The organism is Trinickia sp., from assembly GCF_057351765.1.
This window is the reverse complement of record NZ_JBMRBK010000020.1, coordinates 101,236-118,390: the sequence shown is the minus strand read 5'-3', so window position 1 is coordinate 118,390 and position 17,155 is coordinate 101,236. Positions and strand designations below refer to the sequence as shown.

Below are 17,155 nucleotides of genomic sequence, written 5' to 3'. Positions count from 1 at the left end.
CTTACGCCCCGATGAATGCTTCTCTGAACGTATCGATGGCGATACGCAGCGAGAGCTGAGGTTGCTCCAGATAGCTGACGAGCTTGCTGATGCCCGGTTCGTTTTGTGCGTGTTCGTCGACCCATTCGGGATCGTCAATATCGATGTTATGTGTCGCATAAGCCTGCGGATCGATGACGCTATGAAGCGTTTTTGCGGATGCGCCGTTGAAGCCGATGACGAGACGCTCGCGTTCGGCAATGGTACCGATGAACACCGCGACCTCGAAATCGGCTTGCGAGAGAAACGGTGCGACGAGTTCGAGCCAGAACGCCGCAACCAGGCTTCGGTAGAACGTGTCGTTCGGCAACGGCAAGGTGAGTCCGCGCTCGAGATGCCGGGATTTGCTTTGCATCACGGGCTTGAGGAGCGAGCCGAGTGCGTGCATCGCGCCGCGCAGTCGTACCGGATGGCCGCTGGCGAGCAACATCTGCTCGAGCCCGGCCAAGGTTTGATGCTCGACGAAATCCGAAAACGTGCCGTCGTGCGAATTCGATTGTCCGGCGTCGATCGAGACCTGGGTGTCGCCCAATGCCTGCAGCGCGGCGCTCGGCTCGGTGCACTCGTAAAGCTCTCGCATCTGAGCCGCGGCGCGCGACCAGAGCCGCGCGAATGCGAGCGGACTGCGCGCGAGGAAGGCGAGCGGGCGCTCGACCTCGAGGGCGGTTGCCGCGACCAGCGGAAAGCGCCGCGACGAGACATCGTGGCTCGCCACCATGTGACCGGCGATGGCAAGCTTGCTTTGCGAACCGAGGAACGCGAAGTTCATCGGCGGGGCGTTCTCGTAGACGATCTTCCAACGCGGATCTTCGGCAAGCAGCTCCATCGCTTGCGCAATCCAGCGGTCCAGCGTTTGCAGGAGCTGCGCATTGTTCGTGCTTTTGACGAAATCGCCGCGCGAGGGAATTTTGCCGAAATAGGCCAATTGCGCCTGGACCGATTGCGTCATTGCGCGGCTCCCGGGTTCGTGGCCGCGGTAGGGGTGGCGGCCGGATTGGTCGATACGGTGCGCGGCGAGTCGATGCTCGGCGTCGAACCGGAAGTGGCAGCGCCCGAAGCGGCGGCCGTCGTCACGCCCGAAGCGAGTGCCGTTGCCGGCGTCGAGCCGCTTGCGGCCGCGGCATTCGCACGGGCTGCCGCGACGTCGACGACGCTCGCAGGCAGCCGTGTACCGCGCAAGCTCTGTTGCTGGGGCGCATCGCCGCTGCCGGCTTGCGGTTGCGACGTACTGACGATGCGCATGCTGAAGGCGACGGTCACATCGCCTTGCGTCCACGACAGGTCGAACGTGCCATCGGCATTGCGCTTGCGTTGTGCCGAATTGATCAGCTTCTCGAGCCCGTAGCGCCCGGGTTCGTTGACGAGCTGAATCGTGCGGCCATCGAACGTCGTCGCCGTGAGCGTGGCACCGGCAGCGCCCTGCGGGTTGGGCCATACGAAGTTGGCCCACTGTGCGGGCGTATTGCGGTAACGCAGTTGCTGGCCGTCGATCGTCAGCGTGTATTCGGTCGTCTTTGCACCGGGCTGAGGCAGGATCTGGAAGACGGTTTGCGGCTCCGCCGTCGCTTGCGCCCCGCCTGCCGCCGCGCCCGAAAGCGGAGCGACCCAGCGTGCGAACCCGCTCGAGAAGTCGGGCGTGAATGCTACGCCCATGCCGCCCCACGTGCGCGGGCTCAGCGTATCGCCGCGCCTGACCGCGAGCGGCCCCAGCGTGGTCCCGACAAACTTCGAAACGGCGCCGTCCGGGCCGAACACCTGCGCGATTTCGCCGGCACCGGCCTCGACCTTCGCATTGGCCATGAACGGATACTTGTTCGCAAGCGATGTCTGGAACGGCTGGAGCACCTGTGCGTTCCACACCTTGTTCACTTCGTCCCCGGCGGGCCCGATCACGACGGCGAACGCCTGCATCAGTGGCCGCACGAGTAGCGGACGCAGCGCCTTGCGTTGATCGTCGGTCAGACCGGTGAGCATCTGCTCGTCGACGAACTTCAGCGAATCGGCAAGCTCCGAGCCGTTGCCTTCGAGCGTTTGCTGCATCAGCTCGCGCGCGCCGGGGCCGGGGTCGCCCTGATTCTTGAGCAGATTGAAGCGTGTGCGCACCTTCGAGAGCGTCTCCATGTAGCCTCGAAGCAAGGAGTTGTCTCCCTGCTTGGCGACGATGCGCGCAAGGCCGGTGAATGCCGTGCCCACCGGGCCCATCGTCGCCGGCGCGAGCGCGCCCGGATCGATGTCGATGCCGGCGTTTTGCGCCGCCTGCTCGCGTGACGAGAACATCCGCTTGAACCAGCCGCTCACGCCCTTTTGCGCACGCTGCAGCGTAGTGGAAGCGAGTGCAGGATTGTCCCAGGCGGTCTGGTCGTACGCCGTCTCGAAGATTTTGCGGATCGGCGAATCTTGGGGGTCGCCGAGACGGTTCATGGATGCGACGGCCTGATCGAAGCTGCCGAAGTCCTGAATGGCGATACCCTGCATGAAGCGCTGCCAGTGCTGCGCATAGTCGGTCTTGTACATGCCGACCAGCGCTTTCTGGATTTGTTCGGGGCTGCCCTCGAGCGTGAGGTCGTCCTGCGACGCGGTGTTGAGCACCCAGTCCTTGGCCTGCAGCTCTTTCGTGGCGGCATCGCGAATGGCGGGCTGCACGTACTGGAACCAGGCATCGCGCGTGAACGTGCCCGGAATCGCATAACTGCCGGCGACGAGATTGGCGTTGTTGTCGCCGACGATGCGCGCCACCGTCATCGGCGCGAACCGTGTCGAAGCGCGCGCCTTGATTTCCTCGTACACGCGCTGACGCGCCGGCATGCCGCGCACGACGTGGCGCAGATTCTCGCGCGTCTGATCGACGAGCGAAAGATTGGCGTCGATCATCGGCCAGTCGTCGTCGGATACACGCGAGAGATAGAACGTGATCATGCGTTCGGCACTCCTGATCATGTCGCCGCGCGGCATGTTGCCGCGATTCGTCTCGAGCCAACCCCGCCAGAAACGCGCGAGCTGATCGGTCAGATGAGCCGCCTCGACATGGCGCTTGTCCGACAGCATCAGGTAGGTCTTGAGTGCGTTATAGGCATCTTCGACGTTGGTCGGTGAGGCATCGCTGTAAAGCCCGCCTTGCGCACTTTGCTGACTCAGCGCCGACGTGCCGCTGCGCGCGGAAACGGTCACGGCGCCCGATTCGGGGGGGCGCGTGAGCGGTGTCAGCTGATCGGGATGCGCATTGACGTCGCGCAGGAACGATGCAAGGTTCTGCGAGACCGGATCGAGCATCAATTGCCTTGCGCCGCGGTAGTACTCGGCGAGCAAGCGCTGCTCGATGCGATCGCCCTGATACAGGCCGAGCGAGACGGAGAGCGGCCGATCGCGGCGGAACTGTTCGAGTTGATCGATGCGGTCTTCGAGAATGTCCATTGCCTGCAGGCGCGATTGCAGGTCGTTGTGGCCTTGCTGAATGCGAACGACGTTGTCGAGATCGGCTTGCACGTTTGCGACGAGCTGCTGATTGCCGATCGTGGACCACGTCCAGCCGCCGAGCGCCAGTGCCAGTACAGCGACGAACGTGAAGAACGTGCCGTAGCGCAGCCGTGTCTTGGCTGGGCTCGCGAACTGTCGCACGGTCTGACGATCGGCGAAGATCACCTTCGAGAACAGATCGCGCAGGAAAAAGCCGTTTTGCGAGGAGGGCGCCTGCGGCGCGGGAAGATTGTCGGTCGCCAGGCCGAAGCGCGTGCCGATGCGAAGCGCCGCGGCGCTGTTCGTCTGCCCCTCTTGCAGTGCGCTCGTGAAATAAAAGCCGCGCAGGATCGGCTTGTATTGGAATGGATTGTTCTCGAACAGCGTCGCGAGGAACATGCGCAGCGCCGGCTTGATGGCGAGGAATTCGAGCGGGAAGCTCAGTTGCCCGGGCGACAGCTTGTTGCCTCGATTGATCGACATCTGAGCGATGCTGATTTCCTTCAAGCCCTCGTAGAGTTCCTCGAAATGCTCGTCGAACAGCGCGACGACGTCCCGTCTTTCATCGGGTTCATAGGGCAGCGTGGCGCCCCAGACGCGTTCGTATTCATGGCGCTCGCCCCCGCCGAAGAATTCGGCGAAGCCCGTGATCAGGTCGGCCTTCGTGAACATGACGTAGACCGGGGCGAAGACCTCGAGCTTCTCCGTCAATTCCTGCACGCGCTGGCGCAAGCTGCGGGCGAGGTTGATCGTGGCATCGGGACGGCTCGACGTCAGCTCCGCGATGCTTGCCGTGACGATGATCCCGTTGATGGGCGCCTTAGGCCGATAGCGTTTGAGCAAACCGAGAAAACCGAGCCATTCCGTGCGATCTTCCTCGTGCACCGAATAGCGGCCGGCTGTGTCGAGCAGGATGCCTTCGGTCGTGAAGAACCAATCGCAATTGCGCGTGCCGCCGATCCCGTGAATCACCGCGTCGTTCTTGTCGGCGAACGGAAACTGGAGCCCTGAGTTCAGCACGGCGCTGCTCTTGCCCGCGGCAGGATTGCCGATCACGATGTACCACGGCAGCTCGTAAAGCGCGGAGCCGCCCGATATCTGTCCGATCTTCGATGTCTTGATCGTGCGGACCGCATCGACGAGCCGCGTGCGCAGAACGTCGAGCTCCGCTTGCTTGGCAGGCTGCTGGACCGCGGCGGCCTTGTCGGCTTGGGCCTGTTGTTCGAGCATTTCGCCAAGCTTGCTGTTGGCACGCCGGGCGGCCAGGCGCCGCCAAAGCCAGACGACGAGCACGATGAGCACGAGCGCAGCGAACGCCGCGCCGGGCCACGCGAGCGGAATGTCGAACCAGAGCGCGCCTCCGAAGAGGATGACCGCGACGACGAGCAGGCCGAAAACGGTCATCGTGCGTTTATGGGTGAGCGCATTGAGCAGGCGTTGCATAAGACGTTCTTCTATATGAATGGCGCGACGACAGCGCGGCAAAAGCAGCTTTTGATTCGATTACCGGGTGGAAACGGAAAGGGCGGCGGCGCGACGCAGAACAAATCCGGGCTTGTGGTATTCGACGTGCCCCAGATCCATCAATTTCCATCGTCCGCCCCAGGTCAAGCCGACCTGTTCGGCCGTTTGCCCGTACAGCTGATAACCACGCATGGCCCACGGATCTTTTTCCGAAATGACGAGCTTGCCGTCTCGCAAAAAGGCGTTATCGGCGGCAAGGCCGTATTGGTGATAGCTCTGATATGCGGCAGCATTTGTGACACCCCCCAGCTGCGCCAGCCGGTTTTGTCGATCCGGACTTCGGTAACCTTCGAGCAAAGCCATTTCATAGCCGTATTGCTCGCGCATGATTTTGTACACGAGCAACAGCCGCGTTCTAAAGTCCGCATCCAGCAAACTCCAATCGCGACTCGCGTCGCGTAATGCTGGACGGACCTGTTCGACTTCTTGCGTCGCGAAAACCTCCGGCGGCAATGGCGGCGGTGGAACGAGCTGTTCGCCGTGCAGCAAAGCGGCGATTTTCTCGTCGGGCGCCCGCGTTTCGCCGTCATACTGAAATAACAGCTTGCCGCGCAGTGCAATTGCAAGCAGTGGAGGCGCGGCAAGGATACCTGTCGTAATGAAAATCATCAAGCGACGTCGAATCAGTATTTTTTTCGTATTTCCGATCGTCGATTGCGAAATTTTTACTGATTTCCTTATGCCATCACGTGCCTGTGTCATACGCAGCGAGGCGCGACGTCCTACACGCCGCTGTATATGAAGCGCGGCATTGATAAGCGCGGTACGCGCCTGTGGCAATAGCAGTACGGCTGCCAGCGTGACGGCGAGAGCAAAATAGGCGGTAAGCGCAACGGCAATCAAGTTCGGCCCCGTAGCTGGGAAATAAATTGTCTTTTGTAATGCTTGATCTTAGAATCTGGCCTGCTGCAAGGCAGGCCGGATTGCATTATCGCGGCGAATTAAACCCAAATTCAATGAGACAGTGAATGAGTGCGCCGGACAGTCCCAGTTCCAAAGCGCGGCCGAGCCTGCTTTCCGAGACGGCCAAGAGCGCCGCTGATAACGATTCGCGGATTCTCGCGAATCTGGAAGGCCGTGTCGCTGCGCAGCCGAATTCGACGCGCCGCTCCAACAAGCTCTGGCTTGTCGTCGTCGCCGCCGCGCTGGGCCTGAGTGCATTCGGCGCCTGGCAGTGGCAACGCGCGTCACGGGATGATGGTCAGACGAGCCCGCGCGTGGCGTCGGCGCTCGACGGTGTTCAAAAGACGGCGGCGGCACCGGCGGCGAGCGCGGCGGCTGCGAGGGTCATAGCCGACGCATCCGGCACCGCGGCCGACACGCTCCAGACGGCGGCATCGGCTCCGCAGCCGGCCGTCATCTTGGCCGATACTGCCGCTAACGATCGCCCGGCCTCCGCGCCTGCCGGTGCGCTTGCCTCGGCGGCGAGCGCTGCACCCGCCGCGACGGCGGCAATCGGTGCGAGTGCGTCCGATAGCGAGCGTCTTTCCCGCGCCTTGAGCGACGGTGCGTCGGCATCGGGCAGTGCGGCCGCGCCGGCGGCGCACGCGAAGAGCGCCGTCGCGGCGCGTGAGGCGACGAATACGACGAAGACCGCGAAGACGACCTCGGCGTCGCACACCGTTCGCGAGGCCGATAAGAAGCACCAGGCACAACGCGTCGCCTCGGCGCATCCGCGCAAGGATGCGAATGGCGGCGCGAAAAAGACTGATCAGGACGTCGATCTGCTGGCCGCGATCGTGGCGCGTACGAAGCCCTACGATGCCAATCACGGCAAGACGTCGGCGAAGACGGCTGCTGCGCAGAAGACGCAAACCGCGACGAGCGGCGCGCCGGGATTGGCCGGGCGCGTTGCCGAATGTTCGACGCGCGGTTTGATCGAAGGCCAGTTTTGCCGGTGGCACGTCTGCGCCGATCACTGGGGCAAGGATCCGGCGTGCCCATCGAGCACCTTTCAATCCGCCGGCTCGAGCAACTAGAGCCTGTAATTAGCGTGAACAGGCCCTAGCGCTTGGCGAGAACCGGCGCGGCGTCGATGCGATGACAGGGCGAGCTTCTTTTGGTAGCTTTGCCGCATGCGCGACGACAAAGTCCTTCCTGAATGGCTGCTCGTGACACCCGAGCCCCCGGCCGACGGGCGCTTCGACCCATTCCTCGCACGTATCGAGCATGCGTTGGCAGGTGGTGTAGCGCTTATCCAACTGCGCTCGAAGCACGCGAGCGCCGAGTCGTTCGACGAATTGGCCGGCGAAGTCCTCGCGATTTGCCGCCGTCATGGCGCGCGGCTCATCCTGAACGGACCTGCCGAAACGACGAAGATACGCGCCGACGGTATCCACTTGAATAGCGAACGATTGCTGCGCTCGACGCGGCGCGCAACATCCGGCTCGCAGTGGGTCAGCGCCGCCTGTCACACACGAGCGCAATTGCGCCACGCGCAGGCCATTGGGGTCGATTTCGTGACGCTTTCTCCCGTGCTGCCGACATCGTCTCACCCCGGCGCGCCGACGCTCGGCTGGCGGCGCTTCGCCGAACTCGTCGCGAGCGTGCAATTGCCGGTCTATGCGCTGGGCGGCATGACACGCGCCGATTGCCGGCTGGCCCGAGCGTTCGGCGCTCAAGGTATCGCCGGCATTTCGGCGTTCTGGTAGCACCGCTTTCCCTCCCATGGCGTTCGAGCGTTTCGAGGCACGTGCGTTGCATCCGTGAGCGGAGCCTTGTGCTTGATCGCAGTTGCGATCGCTTTTCACATCGATCCAAGGGAGTTCGCCATGGCACGCCAAACGCTGGAAGACTTGTTCATTCACGATCTTTCCGATATTTACAGCGCGGAAAAGCAATTGACACGTGCGCTCGGTAAGCTGGCGCGTGCCGCGACCAACGAGCAGTTGTCGCAGGCATTCGAGACGCATCTGCAAGAAACGCACGGCCAGGTCGAGCGCATCGACAAGGTCGTGGAGATGTGCGGTATTCGTTTGAAGCGCATGAAATGCGCCGCGATGGAGGGGCTCATCGAAGAAGGGCAGGAGCTGGTCGAGGAACTCGAGAAGGGGCCCATCCTCGATGCGGGCCTGATCGGCGCCGCTCAGAAAGTGGAGCACTACGAGATCGCCGCGTACGGCACGCTTTGCGCCCTCGGCAAACAGCTTGGCCGGGAGGATGCGGTGAAACTGCTGCATCAAACGCTGGAAGAAGAGAAGGCGACCGATCAGAAGCTCTCGCAGTTTGCCGAAAAGATCGGTAATCCCCAGGCGAAAAAGGGCTGATGGCGTGCGCTTCGCGAGTTGAATGCGTGCCGCGCGAGACGCATCGCGCGGCACGCTTTACAGAGTCCTACCTCTTTCCGACGGAGCAAGAAGATGAATGCACCCGCACTCGAATCGGCCGGTCGCATCGGTAAGTCCGCCATCGGTTCGTTCAGCGATATGGCGGATCGCACCCTCGACGGCCTGCAGCGTATGACCCAGCTCAATGTGCAGACAGTCAAGACGACGCTAGCGGAACAAAAGGAAATCGCCGATGAAGTGCTGTCGACGCGATCGCTCGACTGGGTTCTGGCATTGCCGTCCGCGCAGAGTCAGGCGGCATTGAAAAAGGCGCTGGCCTACTGGGGCCACGCAAGCAATATCGCAATCGAGACGGTGGCCGATAGCGTCGGATGCAGCTGGTCCAGTCTCCACGACTACTCGCGGTGGGCCGCCTCCTTGCTCGAGGATGCGTCGGAACTCGCGCGCACGGGCGCTTATACGTCCGCTTCGACGAGCCTCGTCGTGACGGATCCGAATGCCCAACTGCCGGCTACCGTCGAATCGACCTCGGGGGCGAGCGGGAAAACCGGCGGCAAGGGGCGTTCGGTCAACCTCGTCGATAGCGAAGGAAAAAGCGTATCCTCGACGAAGCAGTAGCGCTACCGCAGCATCGCGTCCCGCGGCATGGACGACGTTGCTTGCCGAAAAAGGACTTGAAAAAAGGAACGCTTCGCGATGAACACGAGATGCGCCCTGGACGGCGAATGTAAAACCTTGCTGCGCGAGGCCATGCGCCGTTTCTCGCCGAGCGAGCGTTCCTCTTTGATCCGGCACGTCGCGGCATCGGGCGCGACGGCCGGCGCGCTGTCGGCCCTCACGGCCGGAAGGCGGGCGCGCATCGACGGTACGACCGTCTATGCGCCGATCAATGCGGTGACGCATTCCTTATGGCCCGATGCAGCCCCACGCGCGACATGCTTCAGTGTCCGCCATACCCTGCTGGGATTGGCCATTCACCAGTGCGCCGCCATGTTCTGGGGCGTATTGTTCGAAGCGCTCGTTCCAAGGTCGCCACGCAAACGCGTGGGCACGACGCTGGCAGTGGCCGCGGCGACGGCCGCGACTGCCTATGCCGTGGACTATCACTGCGTGCCGAAGCGGCTCACGCCGGGCTTCGAGTCGCATCTGTCGCCGCGCTCGATGGTGTGGGTCTACACGGCCATCGCCGGCGGCTTCGCGTTCGCGGCCTTGCTCCGGCGGCAATCGCGCTGAGTGTGTCGTCGCGCGTTCGACGACTGTCGGGATAGATGCCTTTTACGCATGGCGACGAAGGCCTCATCGGTCCCCGAGGCTGATATATTGTCGCGCAAACACATCTCGAACGAACTGGAGGTTGTCATGCGGCCCTTCGTCGAACCTTTTTTCGATTCGGCCACGTCCACATTCAGCTATGTCGTTCACTCGGGCGATGGGACCGATTGCGCGATCGTCGATTCGGTTCTCGACTACGATCCGAAATCGGGTCGCACGTCACGCGCATCGGCCGATCGCATCATCGGCTTCGTGCGCGAGCACGGCTTGCGCGTCCAGTGGCTGCTCGAAACCCATGCCCATGCCGACCATCTATCGGCGGCGCAGTACCTCAAAGCGGAGCTGGGCGGCAAAATCGCGATCGGGGAGGCCATTCAGGTCGTTCAACGCACGTTCAAGGGCATCTTCAACCTGGGGATGGACGTGCCGGCGGACGGTACGCAGTTCGACTACCTTTTCGGCGCGGACGAGACGTTCGCAATCGGCGCGCTGACGGCGCGTGCGATGCATGTGCCGGGGCATACGCCGGCCGATATCGCATACCAGATAGGCGACGCGGTTTTCGTCGGCGATACGCTTTTCATGCCGGATGTCGGTTCGGCCCGTTGCGATTTTCCAGGTGGCAACCCGCACACGCTTTATCGGTCCGTGCGCCGGCTCTTGTCGTTGCCGCCCGAGACGCGTCTGTTCATGTGCCATGACTACCCGCCCGATTCGCGCGAACCGTGCTGCCAAACCACGGTGGCCGAAGAGCGCAATGCCAACGTTCATCTGCACGACGGCATTACGGAGGAAGCATTCGTCGAGATGCGCACGCGCCGCGACAGCACGCTCGGCATGCCCACGTTGATTCTGCCGTCTGTCCAGGTCAACATCCGGGCGGGCGCCATGCCCGCGCCGGAATCGAACGGTGTTCGGTACCTGAAGATTCCGCTCGATGCGCTGTGAGCGCCGGGCGACTCAGGCCACCGATGCTCGATCGCGCGCGCCTTGCTGCTCCGGCTCGGGGATCGCTTCGATGCGGCCCATGACGAACACGAACGAGACGATGCCGATGGCGAGGATCACGCCCGCGATCATGAACGCATTGGTGAACGAGTTCGTCGACCCGACGATGTAGCCGGTGACGATGGGCGCGGCCACGCCCATCAGGTTATTGACGAAGTTCATGATGCCGCCGATGGTGCCCACACCGCCTTTCGGTGCGATCAGCGAGGGCAGCGACCAGCCGACAGGCGCGGCGGAGGCGAGGCCGCCGAGCGCGATCGAGATCCAGAAGATGGCCCAGCCGGGGTTCGTTGTCTGCGTTGCGCCCAGCACGGCGAGGCCAAACAGCATGCCGACCACGAGCACGCCCTTGCGTACGCGCGTTTCGTCGTGGCCGCGGCGAATCAGATGATCAATGAGCCAGCCGCCCACGACGAGGTCCGCCACGGTCGCGACCGCCCACGGAATCGCCGCATATTCGGCCGACGTCAGAATGTTCATGTGCATCGTATGCACGAGATAGCCGGGCAGCCAAGTCAGAAACAAGTAGAACGAATAGCCATAGGCGGCAAAGCCGATCGTGAGCCCCCAGACTTTCGACTTCTTCAGCAAGTAGCCGAGCATGCCGAACACGCTCGCGCTCGCCGTACCTTCCGGCGTCGCGCCGCCTTGGCGGATGTAGTCGAGCTCCGCCGCATTGACCTTGCGGTCCTGGCTAGGATCGCGATAGATCAGAAAGAAGGCGAGGAAGTACGCGAGGCTCAGCAACGCCGTGATGCCGAAGCCCCAGCGCCAGCCCATGCGAACGACGACGAAGGCGACGAGCGGCACGCCGATCACATTGGAGAACTTGGCGGCCGCATCGAAGATTGCCGTGGCGAGCCCGCGTTCGCTGCGCGGGAACCAGTAGCCGGTCGCTTTCGAACTGACGGGAAAGCCGGGTGCCTCGGCGACGCCCAGCATGGCGCGCGCGGCGAAAATGCCGCCGAAACCGCCTGCGAAAGCCGTCACGGCGGAGGCCAGTCCCCACAGAAACGCACCCCAGCGGCCGACGCGCGTGACGCCGAAGCGGTCCAGCAGGATGCCAGCCGGCACCTGCAACAACGCGTACGGCCAGAAGAATGCGCTGAAAAGCAGGCCCATCTCCGCCGGGGTGAGATTGAACGCCTCCTTCAACTGAGGGGCCGCGACCGACAAATTGATGCGGTCGAAATAGTTGATGAGTACGCCGATGCCGAGCAGCACGCCGATTACCCAGCGCCGCTTGGTCATTTGATTGCTTGCCGTTGTGGTCACTTCCTGTCTCCCGAAAACTCCGGGGCGGTCCCCGAATTCGATTGCTGTGGTGTCGGTCTGCGCTGTGCTCACGCACTCGCAGCCGAATGGTTTCTATGGGATAGCGCTATCTTTCGCGTGACAAAAATATCGGCTGCGTGGCTTGATCGCCGCACCAGAGCGCGGCGCGCTCGACGATGGCCGCGAGAGGCGCCGTGGCGGCGAGCGTCAGCGTGGGATGTTCGTCGATCGGTTGCTCGAGATCGGCAAACTGGCTGTTCACGAGCGAGGTCGGCATGAAGTGGCCGGCTCGCGACGCAATGCGTGCGAGCGCCTGCTGTCTCGGGATGTCGAGGAACACGAAGCCCAGCGAGGGGACGGCCGTGCGCAGCCGTTCGCGATAGCGGCGCTTGAGCGCCGAGCAGGCGAGCACCGGTCGCGCACCGAGCGCCGCGACCCGCAGCAGTTCCGCCGCCAGGCTGTCGAGCCAGCCCGCGCGATCCGCATCGGTGAGGGCGACGCCGCGCGACATTTTGTCGACGTTCGCGGCCGGGTGAAACGCGTCGCCTTCGATATAGTGGCCGCCGATACGCTCGGCGAGTGCCTTGGCGACACTCGTCTTGCCGCAGCCTGCCACGCCCATGACGACGATGGCTGAAATCGCCGGATTCATTGATCTGCACTCCCGCTGCTTGAGATAGCGCTGTCTTTCGCGCGCTAAAAAAATCGGCCTTTCACTGGGCCGTGGAGCTACGTCTGGAGGAATTCGCGCGGATCAGCATCAGCGTTTCGTCGCCTTGCTTTTAGCGTTGTCCAGACGATAAGACAGCGCTATCCTAGCCGAACGATGACAACTTCGACACCCAGGAAAACCCGGGCCACGGGCCGGCCGACCCTCGAGGAGGTGGCGCGTCGCGCCGGGGTCAGCACCATCACCGCGTCGCGTGCATTGCGTGGGCTCGCTTCGGTCGGGCCTGAATACGCGACGCGCGTGCAGGCGGCTGCGCGCGAGCTCAACTACGTGGCCAATTCCGCGGCGCGGGCGCTCGCGTCCGCCCGTAGCCACGATGTGACCGTACTGATTCCGTCGCTATCGAACAATGTTTTCACCGATGCGCTCGAAGCGATCCATGCGGTATTGCGGCCGCGCGGCTTCGAGATGCTGATCGGTAACTCGCATTATTCGCGCGACGCGGAAGAGGACTTGTTGCGGCACTACCTCGCGTCGCCGCCGAGCGGGATGATCGTGACCGGGTTCGATCGCACGGAGACGGCCCGGCGGCTCATCGCCGATAGCGGTGTGCCGTGCGTCCACATGATGGAGCTTGCGTCGGCGAACGGAATTCATTGTGTCGGCTTCTCGCAAACGAAAGCCGGTGAGGCGGTGGCGGAGCATCTGATTGCCCGCGGTTGCAAACGCAATGCGTTCGTCGCCGCCCAACTCGATCTGCGGATGATGCAGCGTGGCGAAGGCTTTCGAAGCGTGCTGCAGCGGCGCGGGATCTACGACGCCGACCTTGAAGTCATGACGCCGGCGCCCTCGTCGGTCAGGCTCGGTGGGGAGCTGTTTTTGCAGTTGATGAAGCGGCGGCCGGACGTCGACGGAATTTTCTTCGGCAACGACGACCTCGCACAAGGTGCGCTATACGAGGCCTGCCGCCATGGCGTGCGCGTCCCGGAGCAGGTGGCGATCGTCGGCTTCAACGATCTTGCCGGCTCGGCGGACTCCGTGCCGCGACTGACGACGGTGCGCACCCCGCGCGCTGAAATGGGCCGCATCGCCGCGCAATTGCTGCTGGCCCTCATCGATAACGAGCGCGTTGCCCGGCCGGCTGTCGATCTCGGTTTCGAACTCATCGTGCGCGAGAGCGCTTGAGCGACGTGCGGCCACGTGCGGCGATAAGGCCTGGCGATCGTCCGCACGCCATTGACCTCGTCAGCTTCGGCAGGCGGCAGCCACGGCTGTAACGGTCCGGGGCCGTTCCGAACGCAGCAGCAGAAGCGGAAAAGCGATGCAGCCGAGCGTGGCTACCCCGGCAACGAAAAGAGCCAGGGCGAGCACGGTGGCAGGCAGTGCCGCGATTGCATAAATGGCCAGCGAGCCCGCCGTCAGATGCATGGCGCCCATCAGCCCCGATGCCGCGCCGGCATTCGAAGGAAAGCTCGTCACGCCGCCGGCGAAGGACAACGGAACCAGAAAGCCGTTGGCGAGCGTGATGACGGAAATGGCGAGAATCATCGGCAACGGCGTGCTCACGCCATCCACACCGAGACCGATGAGTGCGAGCGCGCCCAGCGCGAACAGCAGATAGCCGACGCCGAGGAGCCGGTTCAGCGCATAGCGCCTGGCGAAATGCCGCGAAACGAGGTTGCCTGCGATATAGGTGAGCGAAAGGCTGATGTAGCAATGGCTGATGGCCTTGGCGTCGAGTCCCATGGACTCGAGCAGGACGGGCGAAGCAGCCAGGTAGCCCAGGTAGCCGGCGTAGCCCACGCAAAGATTCACGGTATAGGACCAGAAGCGCGGTTGGGCGAGCAGCATCGGGTAGCTTTCGAACGTGCGCCATACCGAGCGTTGGCGGCTCGACTTCGGCACAGTCTCGGGGATGTACATCGCGAGCAGTGCAAGCGCCGCGAGGCCGAGCGCCGCCGTGAAGAAAAACGGCGCTCGCCACGAGATATACGTCGTCAGATAGCCGCCGACCAGCGGCGAGAGGGCCGGCGAAGCGCCCACGATCGGCATGATCGTGGTGAAGGTGTGCGCGGCGGTCTTCGCATCGAAGATGTCGCTGACGATGGCACGGCCGATGACCATGCCCGCGCCGGCTCCGAGCGCCTGTGCGATGCGCGCGACACCGAAGGTCGCGACATCGGGCGCCAATGCGCAGGCGATCGATGCAACCGTGTAGAGCAACATACCGCCCATGACGAGACGGCGGCGTCCGAATGCGTCCGAGAGCGGCCCATACACGGCCTGTGCGATGGCAAGGCCGATGACATAGATGCTGAACGTGTGCTGCAGTGCTGCGATGGGCGTGCCGAATTCATGGGCGGCGAGCGGCATGCCCGGTAGATTGATGTCGGAGGCGATGAGGCCGCTGGCGCTGAGCAGGACGAGTGTCGTGAGCAGTACGCCGGATGCGATGGCGGGTCTTGGGCGTTCCATGGAAGTCACTCTCGATGAAGGTACGTCATCAGGTGGCCGCTGCGCTTGCGCGGCCGGATTGGACCGATGAGCGCACCGAGCAACGACAGGTTATCGAGACGAAAGCTTAGAGCGGCGGATATAATGCCGTCCAAGACTTAATTCGTCACAGTTGATGCCATTACAGTCTTAAGTGAGGTTCGAGATGGAACTGCAGCAGCTACGCTATTTCGTGGCCGTCGCCGAGACCGAGCATGTCGCGCGGGCCGCGGAGCGGTTGCATATTTCGCAATCGCCGTTGAGCCGGCAGATCCGACAGCTCGAGGAGGACTTGGGTTTGCAGCTGTTCGAGCGGATCAAGCAACGCGTTCGATTGACGCCGGCGGGCCGCGCGTTTCTCGACGAGGCGCGCGATCTGCTCGCGCAGGCGAGCCGGCTGGAGGAACGCGCCCGGCAGGTGGGCAAGGGCGAAATGTGTTCCCTGTCGATCGGCTATTGCGAAGGCATCGTGCACAACGGGCGATTGCCCGCGGCGTTGCGGCGCTTTCGCGCGCAGTATCCGGGCGTCGGTCTCAAACTTGCCGCGATGCGCTCGGCCGAGCAGGCGGAGGCACTCGAGCGCGCCTCGATCGATATCGCGCTTGCCTATAACGTGCCCGCGCAGGCGGCCGCGTTCGGCACCCGGCTGCTTTCGCGCGAGCCTTTCGTGTTGGCTTTGGCAGACGATCATCCGTTGGCTGCGCGGCCAGAGTTGCTGCCGGCCGACCTGGACGGCATGCCGTGGATCGCGCTTCCCAAGGCGCTGAACCCCGCGGCGCGCGAGCGGTTCCTTGCGGCATGCGCAGCGAGCGGCTTCCAGCCCGACATCCAATTCGAGGTGGCCCATGTCTCCACGACGCTCGGGCTCGTCAGTGCGGGGCTTGGCGCGGCGATCATGCAGGCGAGCATGCGGCGGATGAACCCGCCGGGCGTCGTTTTCAAATCGATCGAATGGCTGCCGCTTGCGGTCGAGATTCACGCGATGTGGCGCGCGAAGGCCCAAACCGTTGGGGCTCGGCGGTTTCTGGAGGTCCTGCAGGAGTTGGATGGCATCGATGAGGATGTCAAAGCCGGCAGGGCGGTCTTCAGCGAGGCGTGAGCGAGCCGCCCGACGCACGCCCGGTTTGGCGGTGGGCGATTGTTCGAGTTTGGCGAGCGGTTAATTCGCCGCCGCCCGCTTTATCGGATCAGGGGGCGGGCTTAACTTGACAGTGTTTTCTGTCCGTATCGCAGTGTCGAACCAGGGACTCGGCGTCGGACATCCTTCATCGATTACGAACCGTAAAGGAAAGCACCATGAGCAAGCTGTCGGGCAAAGTAGCGATCGTCACCGGCGCATCGAAAGGCATTGGCGCGGGTATTGCCAAGGCGCTCGCTTCCGAAGGCGCCGCCGTTGTCGTCAATTACGCAAGCAGCCGCGCCGGCGCAGAAGCTGTCGTCGATGCGATCGTATCGAAGGGCGGCAAAGCCGTCGCGGTGGGCGCGGATGTATCCAAGGCTGCCGAGGCACAGGCCATCGTCGATGCGGCGATCTCGCAATTCGGCCGCCTCGATATTCTCGTCAATAATTCCGGTATCTATGAATTCGCTCCGCTCGAGGCTATCACCGAAGAGCATTTCCATAAGCAATTCAACGTCAACGTGCTTGGACTTCTGCTGACGACACAAGCCGCGGCCAAGCATCTCGGCGAGGGCGGCAGTATCATCAATGTCAGTTCCGTCGTCACGCGCATCGTTCCGCCGGCCACTGCGGTCTACAGCGGAACGAAGGGGGCGGTCGATGCGATCACCGGTGTACTCGCGCGCGAACTGGGGCCGCGGAACATTCGCGTCAATTCGATCAATCCGGGTGTCGTCGCGACGGAAGGCACGCACAGTGCGGGTGTCATCGGCTCCGACATGGAAGCTCAGGCGATCAGCCAGACTCCGCTTGGACGCACGGGGCAGCCTGACGATATCGGCGCTGTCGCGGTGTTTCTCGCGTCCGACGATTCGCGCTGGATGACGGGCGAGCAGCTCGTGGCTGCTGGCGGTTTGCGGTAGAAGCGCTGCGCGCATTTGCCGCAGTAAAAGATTTTTTAATGCGCGCATCAAATTAATTTTGTGGGCTGAAATGCCGAATTAGGATGGAATA

15 protein-coding genes are annotated in these 17,155 nt (G+C 63.2%); 9 read left to right on the top strand and 6 right to left on the bottom strand.

Annotation, left to right across the window (positions count from 1 at the left end):
- Nucleotide 1 precedes the first annotated feature (1 nt).
- Genes tagF through ACO1XS_RS03965 form a run of 3 tightly spaced genes read right to left on the bottom strand, consistent with a single transcriptional unit; the run spans nt 2 to nt 5,859 of the window.
- Nucleotides 2-988, bottom strand: coding sequence for a type VI secretion system-associated protein TagF (gene tagF / locus ACO1XS_RS03975; protein ID WP_331567928.1), 987 nt, complete (start codon nt 986-988; stop codon nt 2-4).
- Nucleotides 985-4,935, bottom strand: coding sequence for a type VI secretion system membrane subunit TssM (gene tssM, locus ACO1XS_RS03970; RefSeq protein ID WP_486390052.1), 3,951 nt, complete (start codon nt 4,933-4,935; stop codon nt 985-987). The genes tagF and tssM overlap by 4 nt, the downstream gene beginning before the upstream one ends.
- Nucleotides 4,936-4,995: 60 nt before the next feature.
- Entirely contained in the window at nt 4,996-5,859 is an 864-nt protein-coding gene (locus ACO1XS_RS03965; RefSeq protein WP_440559452.1) for a M15 family metallopeptidase, read from the bottom strand.
- Nucleotides 5,860-5,984: 125 nt separating this feature from the next.
- Here ACO1XS_RS03965 and ACO1XS_RS03960 point away from each other — a divergent pair, with 125 nt between their 5' ends.
- The 6 genes from ACO1XS_RS03960 (at nt 5,985) to ACO1XS_RS03935 (ending at nt 10,523) form a co-directional block, all read left to right on the top strand.
- Nucleotides 5,985-6,995 carry a hypothetical protein gene (locus ACO1XS_RS03960; protein WP_486390051.1) on the top strand — a complete coding sequence of 337 codons (1,011 nt, stop codon included), beginning with the start codon at nt 5,985-5,987 and terminating at the stop codon, nt 6,993-6,995.
- A 96-nt stretch (nt 6,996-7,091) separates the two neighbouring features.
- The gene (locus tag ACO1XS_RS03955; protein WP_331567924.1) at nt 7,092-7,667 is read left to right on the top strand and encodes a thiamine phosphate synthase; all 576 of its coding nucleotides are present in this window, start codon (nt 7,092-7,094) and stop codon (nt 7,665-7,667) included.
- A 120-nt stretch (nt 7,668-7,787) separates the two neighbouring features.
- Nucleotides 7,788-8,282: a YciE/YciF ferroxidase family protein gene (locus ACO1XS_RS03950; RefSeq protein ID WP_331567923.1), complete on the top strand. Its 495-nt coding sequence runs from the start codon at nt 7,788-7,790 to the stop codon at nt 8,280-8,282.
- Nucleotides 8,283-8,375: 93 nt separating this feature from the next.
- Nucleotides 8,376-8,921: a TIGR01841 family phasin gene (phaP, locus tag ACO1XS_RS03945; RefSeq protein WP_486390050.1), complete on the top strand. Its 546-nt coding sequence runs from the start codon at nt 8,376-8,378 to the stop codon at nt 8,919-8,921.
- Between the two features lie 78 nt (nt 8,922-8,999).
- On the top strand, nt 9,000-9,536 hold the full coding sequence (locus ACO1XS_RS03940) for a hypothetical protein (RefSeq protein ID WP_414720180.1): 537 nt from the start codon (nt 9,000-9,002) through the stop codon (nt 9,534-9,536).
- 126 nt (nt 9,537-9,662) lie between these two features.
- Nucleotides 9,663-10,523, top strand: a complete 861-nt coding sequence (locus tag ACO1XS_RS03935; protein WP_331567921.1) for an MBL fold metallo-hydrolase — start codon at nt 9,663-9,665, stop codon at nt 10,521-10,523.
- Between the two features lie 12 nt (nt 10,524-10,535).
- Here ACO1XS_RS03935 and ACO1XS_RS03930 read toward each other — a convergent pair whose 3' ends face one another.
- Nucleotides 10,536-11,858, bottom strand: a complete 1,323-nt coding sequence (locus ACO1XS_RS03930) for an MFS transporter (RefSeq protein WP_331567920.1) — start codon at nt 11,856-11,858, stop codon at nt 10,536-10,538.
- A gap of 106 nt (nt 11,859-11,964) precedes the next feature.
- Nucleotides 11,965-12,510 carry a gluconokinase gene (locus tag ACO1XS_RS03925; RefSeq protein ID WP_481580230.1) on the bottom strand — a complete coding sequence of 182 codons (546 nt, stop codon included), beginning with the start codon at nt 12,508-12,510 and terminating at the stop codon, nt 11,965-11,967.
- Nucleotides 12,511-12,684: 174 nt separating this feature from the next.
- Here ACO1XS_RS03925 and gntR point away from each other — a divergent pair, with 174 nt between their 5' ends.
- On the top strand, nt 12,685-13,713 hold the full coding sequence (gene gntR, locus ACO1XS_RS03920; protein WP_486390049.1) for an HTH-type transcriptional regulator GntR: 1,029 nt from the start codon (nt 12,685-12,687) through the stop codon (nt 13,711-13,713).
- A gap of 60 nt (nt 13,714-13,773) precedes the next feature.
- Here gntR and ACO1XS_RS03915 read toward each other — a convergent pair whose 3' ends face one another.
- On the bottom strand, nt 13,774-15,003 hold the full coding sequence (locus tag ACO1XS_RS03915; protein ID WP_331567917.1) for a multidrug effflux MFS transporter: 1,230 nt from the start codon (nt 15,001-15,003) through the stop codon (nt 13,774-13,776).
- A gap of 184 nt (nt 15,004-15,187) precedes the next feature.
- Between ACO1XS_RS03915 and ACO1XS_RS03910 the strand changes: the two genes are divergently transcribed.
- Nucleotides 15,188-16,120, top strand: coding sequence for a LysR substrate-binding domain-containing protein (locus ACO1XS_RS03910; protein ID WP_486390048.1), 933 nt, complete (start codon nt 15,188-15,190; stop codon nt 16,118-16,120).
- 197 nt (nt 16,121-16,317) lie between these two features.
- Complete coding sequence (locus tag ACO1XS_RS03905; RefSeq protein WP_331567915.1) at nt 16,318-17,064, top strand: glucose 1-dehydrogenase; 747 nt, start codon at nt 16,318-16,320, stop codon at nt 17,062-17,064.
- The last annotated feature ends 91 nt before the right edge of the window (nt 17,065-17,155 follow it).